Annotated in this window: 13 protein-coding genes; 6 read left to right on the forward strand and 7 right to left on the reverse strand. The window is 69.3% G+C overall.

Annotated elements, in window-relative coordinates; translation table 11 throughout:
- Positions 1-17: 17 nt before the first annotated feature.
- Positions 18-311 carry a 4a-hydroxytetrahydrobiopterin dehydratase gene (locus AB0J95_RS41250; protein ID WP_364770572.1) on the forward strand — a complete coding sequence of 98 codons (294 nt, stop codon included), beginning with the start codon at positions 18-20 and terminating at the stop codon, positions 309-311.
- Between the two features lie 49 nt (positions 312-360).
- Here AB0J95_RS41250 and AB0J95_RS41255 read toward each other — a convergent pair whose 3' ends face one another.
- Both AB0J95_RS41255 and AB0J95_RS41260 read right to left on the reverse strand, forming a co-directional pair.
- Entirely contained in the window at positions 361-513 is a 153-nt protein-coding gene (locus AB0J95_RS41255; protein WP_364770574.1) for a hypothetical protein, read from the reverse strand.
- Positions 514-585: 72 nt separating this feature from the next.
- Positions 586-966, reverse strand: a complete 381-nt coding sequence (locus AB0J95_RS41260) for a VOC family protein (RefSeq protein WP_364770576.1) — start codon at positions 964-966, stop codon at positions 586-588.
- A gap of 150 nt (positions 967-1,116) precedes the next feature.
- Here AB0J95_RS41260 and AB0J95_RS41265 point away from each other — a divergent pair, with 150 nt between their 5' ends.
- The gene (locus tag AB0J95_RS41265) at positions 1,117-1,242 is read left to right on the forward strand and encodes a hypothetical protein (protein WP_364770578.1); all 126 of its coding nucleotides are present in this window, start codon (positions 1,117-1,119) and stop codon (positions 1,240-1,242) included.
- A 3-nt stretch (positions 1,243-1,245) separates the two neighbouring features.
- Here the strand turns inward: AB0J95_RS41265 and AB0J95_RS41270 are convergent, their stop codons facing one another.
- Complete coding sequence (locus AB0J95_RS41270; RefSeq protein ID WP_364770580.1) at positions 1,246-1,626, reverse strand: VOC family protein; 381 nt, start codon at positions 1,624-1,626, stop codon at positions 1,246-1,248.
- A gap of 151 nt (positions 1,627-1,777) precedes the next feature.
- On the opposite strand from AB0J95_RS41270, the gene AB0J95_RS41275 reads away from it, so the two are divergent.
- Positions 1,778-3,109, forward strand: a complete 1,332-nt coding sequence (locus tag AB0J95_RS41275) for a M20/M25/M40 family metallo-hydrolase (protein ID WP_364770582.1) — start codon at positions 1,778-1,780, stop codon at positions 3,107-3,109.
- 19 nt (positions 3,110-3,128) lie between these two features.
- Here the strand turns inward: AB0J95_RS41275 and AB0J95_RS41280 are convergent, their stop codons facing one another.
- Both AB0J95_RS41280 and ychF read right to left on the reverse strand, forming a co-directional pair.
- On the reverse strand, positions 3,129-5,465 hold the full coding sequence (locus AB0J95_RS41280; protein ID WP_364770584.1) for a helicase C-terminal domain-containing protein: 2,337 nt from the start codon (positions 5,463-5,465) through the stop codon (positions 3,129-3,131).
- A gap of 66 nt (positions 5,466-5,531) precedes the next feature.
- Positions 5,532-6,611, reverse strand: a complete 1,080-nt coding sequence (gene ychF, locus AB0J95_RS41285) for a redox-regulated ATPase YchF (RefSeq protein ID WP_364770586.1) — start codon at positions 6,609-6,611, stop codon at positions 5,532-5,534.
- Positions 6,612-6,723: 112 nt separating this feature from the next.
- Between ychF and AB0J95_RS41290 the strand changes: the two genes are divergently transcribed.
- Positions 6,724-8,202 carry an AlkA N-terminal domain-containing protein gene (locus tag AB0J95_RS41290; RefSeq protein WP_364770588.1) on the forward strand — a complete coding sequence of 493 codons (1,479 nt, stop codon included), beginning with the start codon at positions 6,724-6,726 and terminating at the stop codon, positions 8,200-8,202.
- A gap of 768 nt (positions 8,203-8,970) precedes the next feature.
- Here AB0J95_RS41290 and AB0J95_RS41295 read toward each other — a convergent pair.
- Positions 8,971-11,931, reverse strand: a complete 2,961-nt coding sequence (locus AB0J95_RS41295; RefSeq protein WP_364770590.1) for an SMC family ATPase — start codon at positions 11,929-11,931, stop codon at positions 8,971-8,973.
- The gene (locus AB0J95_RS41300; RefSeq protein WP_364770592.1) at positions 11,928-13,073 is read right to left on the reverse strand and encodes an exonuclease SbcCD subunit D; all 1,146 of its coding nucleotides are present in this window, start codon (positions 13,071-13,073) and stop codon (positions 11,928-11,930) included. The genes AB0J95_RS41295 and AB0J95_RS41300 overlap by 4 nt, the downstream gene beginning before the upstream one ends.
- A gap of 109 nt (positions 13,074-13,182) precedes the next feature.
- Here AB0J95_RS41300 and rmuC point away from each other — a divergent pair, with 109 nt between their 5' ends.
- Both rmuC and AB0J95_RS41310 read left to right on the forward strand, forming a co-directional pair.
- A complete protein-coding gene (gene rmuC / locus AB0J95_RS41305; protein WP_364770709.1) occupies positions 13,183-14,172 on the forward strand; it encodes a DNA recombination protein RmuC in 990 nt (329 codons plus the stop codon).
- Between the two features lie 275 nt (positions 14,173-14,447).
- Positions 14,448-15,428: a DUF6542 domain-containing protein gene (locus tag AB0J95_RS41310; protein WP_364770594.1), complete on the forward strand. Its 981-nt coding sequence runs from the start codon at positions 14,448-14,450 to the stop codon at positions 15,426-15,428.
- Positions 15,429-15,597 lie beyond the last annotated feature (169 nt).

Raw genomic sequence — 15,597 nt, forward strand, 5'->3', positions numbered from 1 at the left:
AGGCGCACCATGGACCAATGGCCGAACTGCTCACCGATGACCAGGTCCAGGAGGCCCTCACCCGGCTGACCGAGTGGAGCCAGGACGAGAAGACGCTTGTACGGACAGTGAAGCTGCCGAGCTTCATGCAGGCCATCCAGGTCGTGAACCGGGTGGCCGAGATCGCCGAGAACGACGACCATCACCCGGCCATCGACATCCGCTGGCGCACCCTGGTGTTCCACCTGAGCACGCACTCGGCCGGCGGCCTGACCGCGAAGGACGTGGCGCTCGCGACCGAAATCGATTCGGTCATCGAGCTGATGCAATAGGAAACGGTGCTCCGTCCGCGCGCACGGAGCACCGTTCCCAGGTCAGCCGTTAATAGTAGGTCCGGCGGCCGATCGGGCGGCCGACGGCGCCAAGAATTGTCAGAATAACGCCGACGACCAGCAAAATCCCACCAATGGTGGTCAGAATCGAGATTCCGGCCACTAAACCGATGATCAGTAGGATCGCACCGAGAATAATCATGACACCTCCATGGGTCCTGCGCTATGGATTCCCGGTGCGCGGAGATCGAAACACGGCCATTCGGCGTAATCCCTACTTGGACTCCCACAGACCCAGGATGTTGCCCTCCGGGTCGGCGAAGTAGGCGGAGAAGCCCAGGTCACCGACGGGCTCACGGGTAGTGATCGTCTTGCCACCGGCCTTCTCGACCGCCGCCAGCGCCTCGTCCACGCTGTCCACACCAATGGTGATGACCGGCTGCTTCACCGCGCCGACACCCCGGTCCAGCAGACCGCCGTTGATGAAACCGGGAACGGTCGGACCGGTCTGCTCCGTCGTCGGCCCGGTGACCGCGACGTTGTAGCCGACGTTCGGAACCTCCATGACCTGCCACCCGAACGCCTGCGAGTAGAACTCACGAGCACGGCTGTCGTTGTCCACCGGAATCTCGAAATGCACGACGCGGCCACTCATGGCATTGCCTTTCAGTTTTGGGGGTCTTGCTTCAGCGCCACGAACGCTATCCACGCCCGACTGAGGTTCTGACTAGTTCGCCCCTGTCGTCGCCACCTGACCGCTCTGCCCGGGCCGCCCAGGCACGCCGCACTACCGCCGGTAGTGCACGTGTACGAGCTGGACCGGCCGACCAGCGCCTACATCGCGGTGAGCATCGCCCGCGACGAGCTCGTCCGCCCGGTCCCGTTCGACGTCACCATCGATCTGCGGGCGCTGGTCGCCGGTGAGGCCTGAGCCTCAGCCTCGGCGGGCCTCCCACAGGCCCATCAGGTTGCCCTCGGTGTCGTTGAAGTACGCGGAGTAACCGAAGTCGCCGACGGAGGTGCGGCCGGTGACGGTCTTGCCGCCGACGGCCTCGATCTTGGCGAGGGCGTCCTCGATGTTCTCGACGTCGATGACGAGCGACGGCCCGGTGACGGTGCCGCGGCCGGTCAGGCCGCCGTTGATGTAGCCGGGTTCGGTCGGTCCGGTCTCCTGGCTGGTCGGACCCACTGTGACCAGGGTGTACTCGCCATCCGGCATGGTCATCATGTCCCAGCCGAAGGCCTCCCGGTAGAAGCCACGAGCCCGGTCCCCGTCGTCGAACGGGATCTCGAAGTGCACGACACGGCCGCTCATCGCCGTTCCGCCTCTCAGGTACGTCCCCCTGACCCGCACGAGGCTAGTCCGGCGTCCGGGCGCCGGAAAGCACCCCGATCGGAGGTTGTTGTTTGTCCGGTTCGCCCGTTAGGTGGGAGGAGGATCTCACGGTGGGTGAAGGGGATGTTCGATGCGCAGACGTGACGTACTGGTGGGCACGGCGGCCCTGGCGGCGATCGGCCTGAACCCGGTGGCGGCCTCGGCTGCGACCCGGCCACGCCCAGGCGCGGTGCGAGGCCCGGCGTTGACCTTCAGCGACTACCCGGTGGTGGCGCGGGTACGGGCGCAGCGGGCGCTCGAGCACCTGCGGGTGCTCAGCGACCAGATCGGCCCGAGAATCGCTGGGACGCAAGGAGAGTTGCGCGCCAAGGACTACATCGCCGGGGTGCTGCGGGGGTTGCGGTACCAGGTCACCGTGCAGCCGTTCGCGATCGCGGACAAGTTCCTCGGCTCGGTGCAGGTGGGGCACGACATGTGGCAGACCGGCTCGTCGCCGCAAGGGTTACAGGACGTCACCCGCGAGGCCCTCGTGGTCGACGTCGGCGACGGCAGCACGTTACCGGCCGACCTGACCGGCAAGATCGTCCTGATCGCCGCGGTGCAGAACAACGCGGACGCATATCTCCTTGCCACGCAACGAGGTGCGGTCGCGGTACTGCTCGGCCGGATCGGCCCGGACCCGGCTCGCCGCCTGGGCGCGTTCTCCCCCACCCTCGCCACACCGGTGTCCATCCCGGTGCTCGGCCTCGCCCAGGTCCACGTCGAGCGGCTGCGTCAACGCCTTGGCACCGGCCAGGTTCTCGTGCGCGTGTCCGCCGTGCAGCACAAGAACCTCATGTCTCACAACGTGATTGCCGAACAGCCCGGCCGCGACGACGGGGTCGTGATGGTGAGCGCCCACTACGACAGCGTCCCCGGTTCCCCGGGTGCGAACGACGACGGCAGCGGAACCGTGCTGTGCCTGGAACTCGCCCGCGTCCTCCGCCACCTGCCGACCACCAAAACGGTGCGGTTCGCGCTGTGGGGCGCCGAGGAGTACGGCTTGCTCGGCTCGCGCCACTACGTCAACCAGCTCACCGACGCCGACGCACAACGCATCGAGGGGTGTTTCCAGAACGACATGGTCGCCACCAGCTACGACCCTGCCACGGTGTATTGGCTGTTGTCAGTCGACGGCGCTGACAACGCCACGACGCAAGCCGTTGCCGCCGCTGCCAAACGCCTCGGCTACGACCCCAGCGTGCGCGGCCCGGTCGCCCGCGGCTCCAGCGACCACGTCCCGTTCTTCGAACGCGGTATCGCGGCCGGGAACTTCAGCTGGCGCGGTGAAACCGGCCCCGCTGTCCTCGAACCGACTTACCACACCCCCGAGGACACCATCGCCGGCAATGTCAGCGCCGAGCGGCTCCAGGTATCCCTGGAACTGATCGGCGCGGCCGCCTATGACCTGCTCAGGCGGTGATGCCAGCCTGCACCGAGAGTCACCCGACCGGGGCGACCGACTCGATGTTGGCCACAGTGAACTCCCGCTGGGCGGCACGCAGATAACACCACGAGTCCAGCCACCGATCGTGCAGCTCGTACGGCTGGATCTCGCGGACCGTCCGGCCACCGGTCTTGCTCCGGTAGGTGATCCGCACATCACGCTGGTGGTCGATCGCATCGGACAGCACCATCAGCTGTGCCTCGTCCAAGGCCGGGTTCAGACCCGCCAACCGGTCGAACGTGTCCGAGATGTCCGCTCCACCGCTGATCTCGCCGGCCGGGTCGGCGAGCAACCGCTCGGCCAGCTCTGCCGCACTGAGCCGGGCGCGGGACGCCGCCCGCATCGAGACGTCCGGGGTGGACGCACGGTGCTCCGGGCGAATCTCAACGATCACATTGCCCGACGTGTCCTCCGTGACGGGGGACAATCCCGCCGCTCGCAGCCGGGTCAGCACCTCGTCCAGGTCAAGAGGACTGCACAACACCGTCGGTGCCACCTGGGCCAGCTGCAACTTGGCCAACGACCGGGTGTGCAGGATCTCCGTGACCGTGGCCTCGTCGGCCAGCACGACAGATCGCGTGCCACGCACACGAACCTGTCCGTGCCGACGTGCCGCATCGGTGATCAGGTACTCCAACGGTTGCGGCAACGGCCGATCCGACAACGCCGTCAACTCGGCCAACAGCTGTGTGGCCGTCCATCCGGAATCCAGTGCCGCACGCACACTGGCCGGGCCGAACCGCCATACCCCGGCTGCACCGGAGGTCTCGCTCACCGCCGCAGCCCTCAGCAGGCGGGACACCGCCTCCGGCGGCCGGCCGGACACCACCGCCGTCAGATCCGATTGCAAGATCACTGTGCAGGGCGGCTCCACCAGCACCCCGGCGACTCGATCGGCCAGCTCGTTGACCGCCTCCGTGGGATCGAGTGCGCGCTCGGTCGTGGCAAACAACGCCTCACCGCACTCGGTCACCCTGTCGGCGGCGGCAACGCCTAACACCTCCGCCTCCCGCAGGGTGGCCGCCGCCTTGTCCTTCAGCTGGGCGTCGTCGTAGCCATGGAGCGGGAAGAACCAGTCGACATGTGCGCCCGCCGATCGAACCGAGAACCCGCTGAGCGCCGCGTGCACCATCGCGCGGCGAATCCCGCCCGCGGCCGAAGCCACCGGGAGCGGCGGCGGAACTTCCTTGTCCCCTTGTATTTCCCGGCTGGTCGGCGCGTGTTCCAAGGCAAACCACGCATTGGCCAGCACCGCCCACCGATGGGCCTGCGACGCGTCTCGCCACTCCACGTACCGCTCTGTCGGCGCATATCCCGTATCCACGTGCCCGAGCAGCCCGGCTGCGTACGCCAGGTCGATACCCAACGCCAGCACATCAGCGGGCACCGCCAGCTTCGCGGCCAGCCGTGCTCGTTCCCTCGATCCGACGCCTCCCTTCTTCAGCGCCGCGATCGAGCTCGACTCCGCCTCCTCCAGCAATGCCGCGACCACACGAAGGAAATCCGGTATCGCCGCCTGGGCCGCCACCAGGGCCGTCTCCGCGGTCGCCTCGGCCAGTGACAGCTCCGGCCGTCCGGTCAGCAGCAACTCCCGCTGCGCCAGCCACGCCGCGACCCCGACCTCTCTCGGCATCTCCCAGTGCCCGTTCAACCGCAACGCCAGACCGGCCGCGACCAACATCCGGTCGGCCGACGCGCCAGGGCCGTTCCGCACCGCATAGCCGGGGTAGTACTGGCCATATCCGCCGCGCAACTGGTCAATGCGGTCGCGTGCGGGCTTCGGTAGATCGCGCACCACGGTGACGATCCGGCGGAAGTCGGACAACACATCGACCAGCCTGGCGATCAACTCCGGCTTGCGCAGTCCGGTTGCTTCGATCCCCCACGCTTCGACCGCCGACCGCAGATCCTCGACCAGAACCGACCGGGCGATCGCCGCAGCCGACCGGCCACCACCCGTTTCCGCCGACCAGTGCATCGCCAAACGCTCGGGCAAGGACACCGTCTCGGCCGCGAACCAGGCCAGTCCCCGACCGCACAACTCACCCAGCACGTCCCGCACGGTCGCCTCTGGCGCTCCCACCAGACGCACGATCGCGTCCACCGTGGCCGTCGACCCCAGTGCCGCAACCGACTGCCCGACGACAATCGCGTCCCGGTCGACCGACTGCAATGCCGCGACCAGCGACTCCGGTCCGCTCAGCCGCTGCGCCAGTTGCTCGAACCCGCGCGGCACCGGCTCAACGCACACATCCGGTCGCGCCTGCAACAACTCGGCCAGTACGTTCTCGCCCAGAGTGGCCAGGTACTCGGCGAACGATCCGGTACTCACACCGGCATTGTGCTCAACACGCCCATCACTGCTTCGCCCGGCGTCAGCGCTCGAACGCCTGACCCGTCAGACGTTGAAGCGGAACTCCACGACGTCCCCGTCGGCCATGACGTAGTCCTTGCCTTCCATCCGGACCTTGCCAGCGGCCTTCGCGGCGGCCATCGACCCGGCCTCGACGAGGTCGGCGTAGGAGACGACCTCGGCCTTGATGAAGCCGCGCTCGAAGTCGGTGTGGATCACGCCGGCGGCCTGCGGGGCGGTCGCGCCCTGCTTGATCGTCCAGGCGCGGGACTCCTTGGGGCCCGCGGTGAGGTAGGTCTGCAGGCCCAGGGTGTGGAACCCGGCGCGGGCCAGCGAGTGCAGGCCGGGCTCGTCCTGGCCGATGGACTCCAGCAGCTCGATGCGGGACTCCTCGTCCAGCTCCAGCAGCTCGGCCTCGACCTTGGCGTCCAGGAACACGGCGTCCGCGGGGGCGACCAGTTTGGCCAGCTCGGCGCGGCGGTCGGCGTCGGCGAGGACGGTCTCGTCGGCGTTGAAGACGTACAGGAAAGGCTTGAGGGTCAGCAGGCTCAGCTCGCGCAGCAGCTCGGCGTCGACCTCCTTGCCCGCGGAGAACAGGGTGCGGCCCTCGTTGAGCACCTGCTGTGCCTTCTGAGCCGCCTCCAGCGCGGGACGCGCCTCCTTCTTGGTGCGCGCCTCCTTTTCCAGGCGCGGCAAGGCCTTCTCGACGGTCTGCAGGTCGGCGAGGATCAGCTCGGTGTTGATCGTCTCGATGTCGTCGGACGGGTCGACCTTGCCGTCGACGTGGATCACGTCGGTGTCGTCGAAGACCCGGATGACCTGGCAGATCGCGTTGGCCTCGCGGATGTTGGCGAGGAACTTGTTGCCCAGCCCGGCGCCCTCGGACGCGCCCTTCACGATGCCCGCGATGTCCACGAAGGACACCACCGCGGGGACGGTGCGCTCGGAGGAGAACATCTCGGCGAGCTTGTCCAGGCGCGGATCCGGCAGCGGCACCACACCGACGTTCGGCTCGATGGTCGCGAACGGGTAGTTCGCCGCCAGCACATCGTTGTTGGTCAGCGCGTTGAACAGCGTCGACTTGCCGACATTCGGCAGGCCGACGATACCGAGGGTGAGACTCACACCAACGAGTCTATGTGCCGCCCTCACCACACCCGTGCCCCGGGCGCTGGCTGCCGGTCGCCGCGTCCGATTTCCGCCAGTCGTGCGACGCGGGCGGACGTAGCGTGAGGGCATGTTCGTCGATGCCGAACGCGGATACCGCGCCGTCGCCTCCCGTGATCCGAGGTTCGACGGCCAGTTCATCCTGGCGGTCCGTACGACTGGGATCTACTGCCGCCCGTCCTGCCCGGCGACCACCCCGAAGCGGCGGAACGTCGAGTTCTACCCGACCGCGGCCGCCGCGCAGTCCGCTGGTTACCGAGCGTGCCGACGTTGCCTGCCGGACGCGGTGCCCGGGTCGCCGGAGTGGAACCTGCGCGCTGACCTGGCCGGACGCGCGATGCGGCTGATCGCGGACGGTGTGGTGGAGCGGGAGGGCGTGGCAGGCCTGGCCACTCGGCTGGGTTACTCGGAGCGGCACGTGACCAGGATGCTGACCGCCGAACTGGGCGCGAGCCCCCTCGCCCTGGCCAGGGCCCATCGCGCGCATTCGGCCCGCCTGCTCATCGAGACGACCGGGTTGTCCTTCGCGGACATCGCGTTCGCGGCGGGGTTCGCGAGCATCCGCCAGTTCAACGACACCATCCGCGCGGTGTTCGCGGCCACACCGACCCAGATGCGTGTCGGCGCGCGCCGCAGGCGTACTACCGCGGCTGCGGGCAAGGTGAACCTCCGGCTGGCGTTCCGCCCGCCTTTCGACGCCCAGGGCCTGCTGGACTTCCTGCGCGCCGAAGCCTTGCCGGGGATCGAGGTGGTCACCGACTCCTATGCGCGTACGCTTCGGCTGCCGCACGGCACTGCGACCGCCCATCTGGTCCCGATGCCCGACCACATTGACTGCACGCTGAGGTTGTCGGACATGCGGGATCTCGGCAGCGCGGTGGCCCGCCTCCGCCGTCTCTTCGACCTCGACGCCGACCCCTGCGCGGTGGACGAACTGTTGAGCGCCGACCCCCGCCTCGCCCTCATGGTCGCCAACCGCCCGGGCATCCGTGTCCCGGGCAGCGTCGACGGCGCCGAAACCCTGCTCCGCGCCCTCACCCCACCGGAAACCCTCACAGCCCTGGCTGAACCCCTCCCCCACCCCGACGACCCCCTGACAGCCCTGTTCCCCACACCCGCACAAATCGCCGCCGGCACAACAGGCCTCGCCCACACCGTCAGCACCGCCCTGGCAACCGGCGACCTCGACATCCACGTAGGCGTGGACCCAACGGAACTGACCACCCAGTTGGAAACCCTAGGCGTCCCACCCCAAACAATCGCGCTGATCCACATGAGAGTCCTGGGCTCCCCGGACATCCTGATGTCCACAGTGGACGACTCCTGCGCCTGGCGCCCCTGGCGCTCCTACGCAACCATGCACCTCCACACCGCCGACCCCACCCTCGCAACCTCACCCCCTCACCCTGCAACCCCCACCCCACCCCCGCACTCCTCCAACCCCATACCCATCAGCCCTGCAAACCCCACTCCACCCCCGCACTCCTCCAATCCCACCCCCATCAGGTCTGTAACCCCTACCCCACAACCCGCACCCGTCCAGTCCTGACCTCACAGCGCTCATCCCAGCAATCCTGACCCCACAACCCTCGTCTCTGTAGCCTTCACCCCGACAACGCCGCCCCTACCCACCAAACACCCCACCACATCCCCTCAACCCCCACCCGGACAACAACAAACCCAGCCCGAACCGCCAAGTCCAGCGCAACCCGAACCGCCCCAAATCCGGCCGGAATCCGCGAGATCCGGCCTGAACCCGCGACACCCAGCGCAATCCCTCGACATCCGGCCCCATCCTCCCAAGATCCAGGCCGCCCCCCAGATCCAGCCGATTACGCGACATCCAGCCCGGCCCCCGAGATCCACCCCAATCCCGCAACACCCAGCTCAATCCCGCGACGTCCGGCCCAATCCCGCAACACCCAGCTCAATCCCACGATGTCCAGCCCAATCCCCCGGCACCCAGTCCGAACCCGCGACATCCGGCCCGAACCTGCGAGTTCCGGCCCGATCCCCCGGGATCCAGCCCGTGCCCCCGGGATCCAGCCCGTGCCCGAGAAATCCGGTCCGCAGCCCCGAAAATCCAGCCCGAAGCCCGAACGCGCCCCCCGAACTCAGCGAAACCTCAACCACACCGCGCCACCGCGCACACCTGTGGCACTCGCATCGACCGGATCCCCAGACCCAGCCGCTCCCCAACCAGCCAACCGGCTCAGGCAACCGCCCAGCGTCAGCTCATAGCGCCCTACGTCGGCTCATAGCGCCTATCGCACCCCACAGCCCGCACCGGATCCGTAGCCGCAGCACTCACGGCGACCTAGGCAACGACTTCCAAAGTCGAGCCACTGCGCGCCTTGCGTACTCGTAGTCGCACGGGGATCCGTTGGCGGAGTTCCTCCACGTGGGACACCAGGCCGACTACGCGGCCGCCGGCGCGGAGTTCGTCGAGGGTGTCCATCACTTCGTCGAGGGTGTCGGCGTCGAGAGTGCCGAAGCCTTCGTCGACGAAGAGGGTGTCCAGCAGGGCGCCGCCGGTTTCTGCGGCGACGACGTCGGCCAGGCCGAGTGCGAGGGCGAGGGAGGCGAGGAAGGACTCGCCGCCGGACAGGGTTTTGGCCGGGCGGATCTTGCCGGAGTAGTCGTCCAGCACGTCCAGGCCAAGGCCGCCGCGGGTGCCGTGCGAACCGGCCGCGTCGGAGTGCACGAACGAGTACCGCCCTTGGCTCATCCGGCTGAGCCTGGCCGTCGCCGCGACCGCGACCTCTTCGAGCCGCGCCGCCAGAACGTATGAGCGCAGCGACATTCGCCGGGCGTTCTGACCACGTCCGTTCACCACATCCGTCAACGCCGCGAGTTCCGCGTACTCGGCCTCGACGGGTGTCAACGCCGTCCACTCGGCTCGCAGGCGCATCGCGAGCGCACGCACGTCCGCGGACCGCCGTTCGACCTCGCGCAGCACCGCGACCTCGGCGTCGGCTGCCTCCCTGGCGGTCGCCAGGTCATCGGCCATGCCCTCGAGGTCGATCACCACCTCGGCGTCGACATCGGCCAGCTCGGGCTCGGCGAGCACCGCACGCGCGGCCGCACGCCGGTTGTCCAGCTCGCTGGTCATCCGGTCGAGATCGGCCAGCCGCAGCTCATCGCGGGCAGCCGCCAGCGCGGTGTCCACGTCCGCGAAGCCGGCCTCGGCCGCGGCGGACTGGACCTCGGCGGTCTGCGCGGCCACGCGGGTCCGCAGCTGCGAGCACTGTGCCCGCGCACGGACCAGCTCGGCCACCGCGTCGGCCTGCGCCACCAGGTGTTCGCGGCGAGCCCGGACGTCCGGGTACTCGCCCCGTGCGGGATCCAGCCGCTTGGCCCGGTCGTTGACGACCTTGCCCAGCTGCTCCCGTTCGGTGCGCACGCTGACCAGCTCCTGCTTGGCCGCGGACAGCAGCCCGGAGATGGACGCCGTCCGCTCGTCCAGCTCACGGACGCGGTCCAGCTCCGGAACGCGGTTGGCCGCCAGCGCGGACGCGGAGGTCAGTTCCTCGTCCACTCTGGACAGTTCGGCCGCCTCGTCCTCGTCAGGACCGAGCCGCTCACGCAACCCCGCCACGTCCAGGACCGCCGCCTGATGCGCGCGTTCAGCCGCCGCGCGCTTGGACTGCGCGTCCTGCTCCGCGGCCGTGGCCGCCGCCTCCTCGGCTTCGCTGACCGCTCCGGGAACGGTCTGCGCGGGCGCCGGGTGCTCGGGCGATCCGCATACCGGGCACGGATCGCCGTCGGCCAGGCGGCTCGCCAGTTCGGCGGCCATGCCCTCAAGCCGGCGGGCTCGCACGGTGAGCGAACGCTCGCGTGCCTGCTGGTGCACGTCGATGGCCGACTGCAGGCCCCTCTCGGTCCTCGTCACCGCGTTCTCGGCGTCGAGCAGCTTGCCGCGTAAGGCGATCCGCGTGACCAGCTCGGCTTTCCGGGCGGTCAGCCCGTCCAGCCGGGCGGCCGCCTCGCTGGCCAGCACGAGCCGCTCCCTGGCCGCTCGCAACTGTTCCGGCAGTGCGACGAGTTCCGCTTCGAGGTCGTTGACCTTGACGTCCGCGTCCCATTCGGCGTTGATCAGCCTGGTGAGCCGGTTCTGTGCCTTCTTCTGCTGTTTGACCTCCTCCATCAGTTGGGCGAGCCCACCCGCCTCCTCACGCAGGCGGGCACTTTCCTCACGGAGCACCGGCTCCTCCGCGTCGACCCGGTTGAACCCGGCTCGCCGGGCCGCACCGATCGCGTCGGCCGCGGCCCGTTCGGCGTCCGCCAGCTCGGCGCGCAGCTGGACGGCCGCCCGGTTGGCCACCACAACGGGGACTGCCCGCCGAGCCGCCGCCCGCTCGGCGATCCACTCCTGTTGCTGTGGCCACATCTGCTCGCACTCTGCAAGCTCAGCGCGTGCGTTGCGCAGCCTAGCGACGCGCACCGACAATTCCCGGCCGCGAGTCAGCGCCTGCTCGGCGGCGGCGGCCGTTTCCCCTGCCAGTTTGGCTTTTTCCCGTGCCGACGACTCGGCCTGACCGAGCCGCTCGGCGATCACCGTGAGCCAGTCCTCGTCGGCCGCGTGGTCCTCCGGGGGCTCCTCGCCGGCCGCCTGCGCGACGCGGGCGACGAGCCGCATGGCGTCGGCCCGGCGCGTCTCCAGCACGCGGTACCGCTCGGTCCGCCGGTCGCGGAACCACCGCTCCACCTCCGCGAACCGGTCCGTGCCAAAGAGTTTCTCCAGGAGGTGCTCGCGCTCGGTGGTGTCCGCGCGCAGGAACCGGGCGAACTCCCCTTGGGGCAACAGGACAACCTGGAAGAACTGCTCGGCCACCATGCCGAGCAGCCGTTCGACGGTCCTGGCCACCTCCTCGATCCGGATCAGGCCGTCGCGCTCGTACCCGCTCGGTGGATCTCCCACCCACACGAGTGAAACCTTGGCCTGCTGCTTGGTCATGCCGTCGCCGCGCTTCTTCGGCCGCTCGTACTCCGGGCTGCGCACGATCCGCAGCCGGTGTCCCTGGATCGTGAGTTCGAGCTTGACCTCGGTCAGCGTGTCGTTGTCGGCGTAGTCACACCGCAGCCGCCGCGCTTCGTTGCGCACCCCAGGTACCCGGCCGAACAGTGCGAATGCGATGGCATCGAGCAGAGTCGTCTTGCCCGCGCCGGTTTCGCCGTGCAGCAGGAAAAGCCCGTCCGCGCCGAGCACGTCGAAGTCGACCGACTCGGTGCCGGGATACGGGCCGAACGCCGTCACTTCCAAGCTGTGCAGCCTCATTTGGTGCCCTCCGCCGCGTAGACGGCCTCGAGGGCCTCGGCCAGCCACCCCTGTTCGCGCTCAGTGGGTTCGTCCCGGGCGTCGGCGACGAAGCAACAGGCGACCTCATGGTCCGTCCGGTTACGCACGGCTTCGGTATAGCGCAAGGTCTCCCCGGCACGACCGCCTTCCGGCTGCCATTCCATGTGCACGGCGTACGGGAACCGCGTCTGCAAGCGCCGCAAGGCGTCGACCGGTCGCACGCGGTCGGTGAGCGTGACCGAGAGATAGTGGTCTTTCACCTCATCGTGTACAGGATCGGCCAGGACGTCCTCGATCGGACCAGTGATCCTGGCCAGTGGGCGCGGCACCGGAAGGCTCCTGCGCTCCACAGTAGACAGTCCAGACTCGTCAAGGTCGACGATCCACACCGATTTGTGCTGCCTCGCCTCGGAGAACGAGTACGCCAGCGGGCTGCCGGAGTACCGCAGGTGGTCCGCAAGCTGTTGCGCGCCATGCAAATGCCCGAGCGCGACGTAGTTGACACCGTCGAACGTCGACCCGGGGACCTGCTCCACCCCACCCACCGCGATCGGCCGCTCGGAGTCACACGGCTCACCGCCGGTCACGAACGCGTGCGCGAGCACAACGGACCGGATTCCCGGCCGCTGCGCGAGATCCACGCGGACCCGGTTCATCGCCTCGGTCAGCACACCGGTGTGGCCGCGTTCGGCGATGTTCAACGCGTGACGGGCGATTTCCGGCTCCAGGTAAGGAATGCCGTAGAACGCCACCGGCCCGTCCTCGTCCTGCAGCAACACCGGGCGGTCGATGTCGGCGATGCGCGTCCGCAGGTGGAGGCCGCCGGCCGCGGCGAACTCCCCGAACGCCCCCAGCCGGGGTGCCGAGTCGTGGTTCCCGGGCGTCAGCACCAGCTGCGCGCCGGCCTCACGGATCCGGGCGAGCACGCGGGCGCACACCTGCACGGCTTCGGCCGACGGCACCGCGCGGTCGTAGATGTCGCCCGCGACCACAACAACGTCGATTCGCTCGCCGGCCACGATGTCCGCCAGGCCGCCGAGCACCGTCTCCTGCTCGACGAGCAGGTCCGCACCGTGGAAGGTCCGCCCCACGTGCCAGTCGGACGTGTGCAGCAACCTCATGGGCTCCAAGTTAAGCGGCCCGCCCGGCAAAGCCCGTCACCGCCCCCGGCGTGTCCCGATCCCCAGCTCCAGCGTGCCGGAACCGGAATTGTCAGACCCCCGCGCCATGATGGGGGGGCGACCGGGTCAGCAGACCCGGGACGAGCGGGAAGGAAGCGGGATCTTGGCCTGGGCAGTGATCGTTCTGGCGCTGCTGCTCATCGGTGCGGTGTTCGCGATGTGGCGGCTCTACACCGATGGGATGCACCGCGCGGAGGTGGCGATGCAGCAACTCGCCGCCGAGCGGGCGCGTTCCGATGAGCAGCACACGGCGCTGCGGCGCTACGAGGTGGCGTTCGCGTCCATCTCCGGCCGTGGCGAGCTCGGCGAGCAGGTACTCGTCGAGACGGCCAGGGCGCTCGGGTTACGCGAGGGCATCCACTTCACCGTGCAGACCGATTTGGCCGGTGGCGGTGCGGCCCGGCCCGACCTGGTGCTTCTGGTCGGCGACGGCCGCCGGGTGCCGGTCGACGCCAAGGCCAGCATGGCGTGCTGGGCCGAGGCGGTGGAGACGGACAACGCGGAGGAGCGGCTCGACGCGTTGCGGGTGCATGTCCGCAACATCCGTTCGCGGGCAACGGAACTGGCCGCCAAGGGCTACCAGCGGTGGGCGGACGCGATCTACGGCACGATCATGTTCGTCCCGTCCGACGCGGCTGTCGTCGCCGCGCTGGACACCGACCCGAACCTGCTGCGCTGGCTGCTGGACCGAAGAGTCTTCCTCTGCGGCCCAACGGGTTTCGCCGTCATCGCGTCCGGAGCGCTGTTCGCGGCGACCGAACGGGCGCTCGCCGCCGATGTGGAGGCGGTGCGCGCGCAGGCCGCCAACGCCCATCGGATGGCCGGTGCGGCGATCGACGCGGTCAACCTGTCCAGTACGCACCTTCAGCGGTTCCTGTCCGCCCGGAGACGGGAGCTCGACGCGCTTGAGGGGTTCCGCTCGGCGGTGACGCCCCTGACCGACGCGGCCGCCAGTCCCACGCCCATCGCCGCAGTCCGCCGGGCCGACGAGATCAACGCGGGCGCGGCCGAGCGGGAGGACGAACCGGTAGCCGATTGAACCGCGACTCCGGCCGGGTAGCAGCGTGCACGTGGCGCGGACATGAGCTGGATGCCAGTTCATTCCCAGATGCCATTCGCGGCGACGCCCCGCGGCCAGCCAACAAGAAGCATCTATGCAGGTCAACTGATGTATACGCCGAGTAGGAGGTGCGGCTGAAGTAGCCAACAAGCAGGCCACTTGAGTGGCCGGAATCACACCGAACGGGCTAAACCGGCTCGCTACAGGCGGCTGGTCAGTGGCACGCGCAGTTGGAGCGTCTACCGTGTGGAAGCGTGACCGCCACGCGCGATCGCGACAGCGATCTTGACTCCGACACGCCCGAGGTCGAGTGGGACGATCGTCCCGCTTTCGGCAGCTTCCGCGGGCTGCCCTGGTGGGCTGCTGTCCTGCTGGCCCTGGTGCTCTCCGCGATCGGCGCGTTCTTCGACCGTGCCCGGCTGGTCGACGACGAGCGCCTGACCTCACTGGGCGTGTACCAGGTGGCGTTCCTGGCCGGCTGCGTGCTCGCGGTGTTGCTCGTGCGGCGCCGGAACCTGTTCGGCCCCATGGTCCAGCCGCCGCTGATCTTCGCGGTGACGTTCGTGCCGATCCAGCTGATGTCCCGGACCAGCACCGGCACGGACACCGGCGTGAAGAAGCTGGTTTTCGAGGTCGGCCTGCCGCTGGCCAGCAGCTTCCCGTGGATGGCCGGCGCGACCGTGGCGACGATCGTGCTCGGTGTGGTTCGCCTGCTCACCCAGCGCGATCCGGACGCCCGCGCGGGGCGCTTAGATGCCGAGGACGACGGTCGTGCGTCCCGGCGTGAGCCTGCGCGTCGCCCGTCCCGTGACCGCGAGGACCGCCCTGCGCGCGGCTCTCGCGGCGATCGAGAGCGCCCATCGGGCGATGACCGCGCCGACCGGGGCGAGCGGCGCAGCCGTGACGACCGCGCCGCCCGAGACGACCGTGCAAGCCGCGACGACCGTTCGAGCCGGGACGGCCGTGGGTCCCGGGACGACCGCCGTCCGCGGGAGGACCGCGCCGCCCCACAGATCCGCCGCCGCGAACAGGGCAGCCCCCAGCGCCGCCCACCACGCGACCGCGACGAACGTTCGGCCGACCGAGGCGATCGCCGGGACCGTGGCGATCGCGGTGACCGTGGCAGCCGCAGCGAGGCCCCACCCCGCCGCAACCCGCCCCGCCCCCGCGAGCAGGGCGGCAAACCCCGCCCCCAGCAGCGCCGCCGTCCGCGCGAGGACGACTACCTGGACTAGGCGTCTCTGTGATGGATCTCGATCGGGATGAGCCGGGCCGAGGCGGCCACTGACGCCACCTCGATCCCGGCTTTCATCGACCGAGACCCATCAGGAAGGCCCTAGCCCGAAATCCGTCCCGGTCGCCGCACACGAGCGCCCATAGGCGCCATCTTTTGCCAGCCCAGCC

It is taken from the genome of Actinocrispum sp. NPDC049592 (assembly GCF_040675465.1).
Lineage (GTDB): Bacteria > Actinomycetota > Actinomycetes > Mycobacteriales > Pseudonocardiaceae > Kibdelosporangium.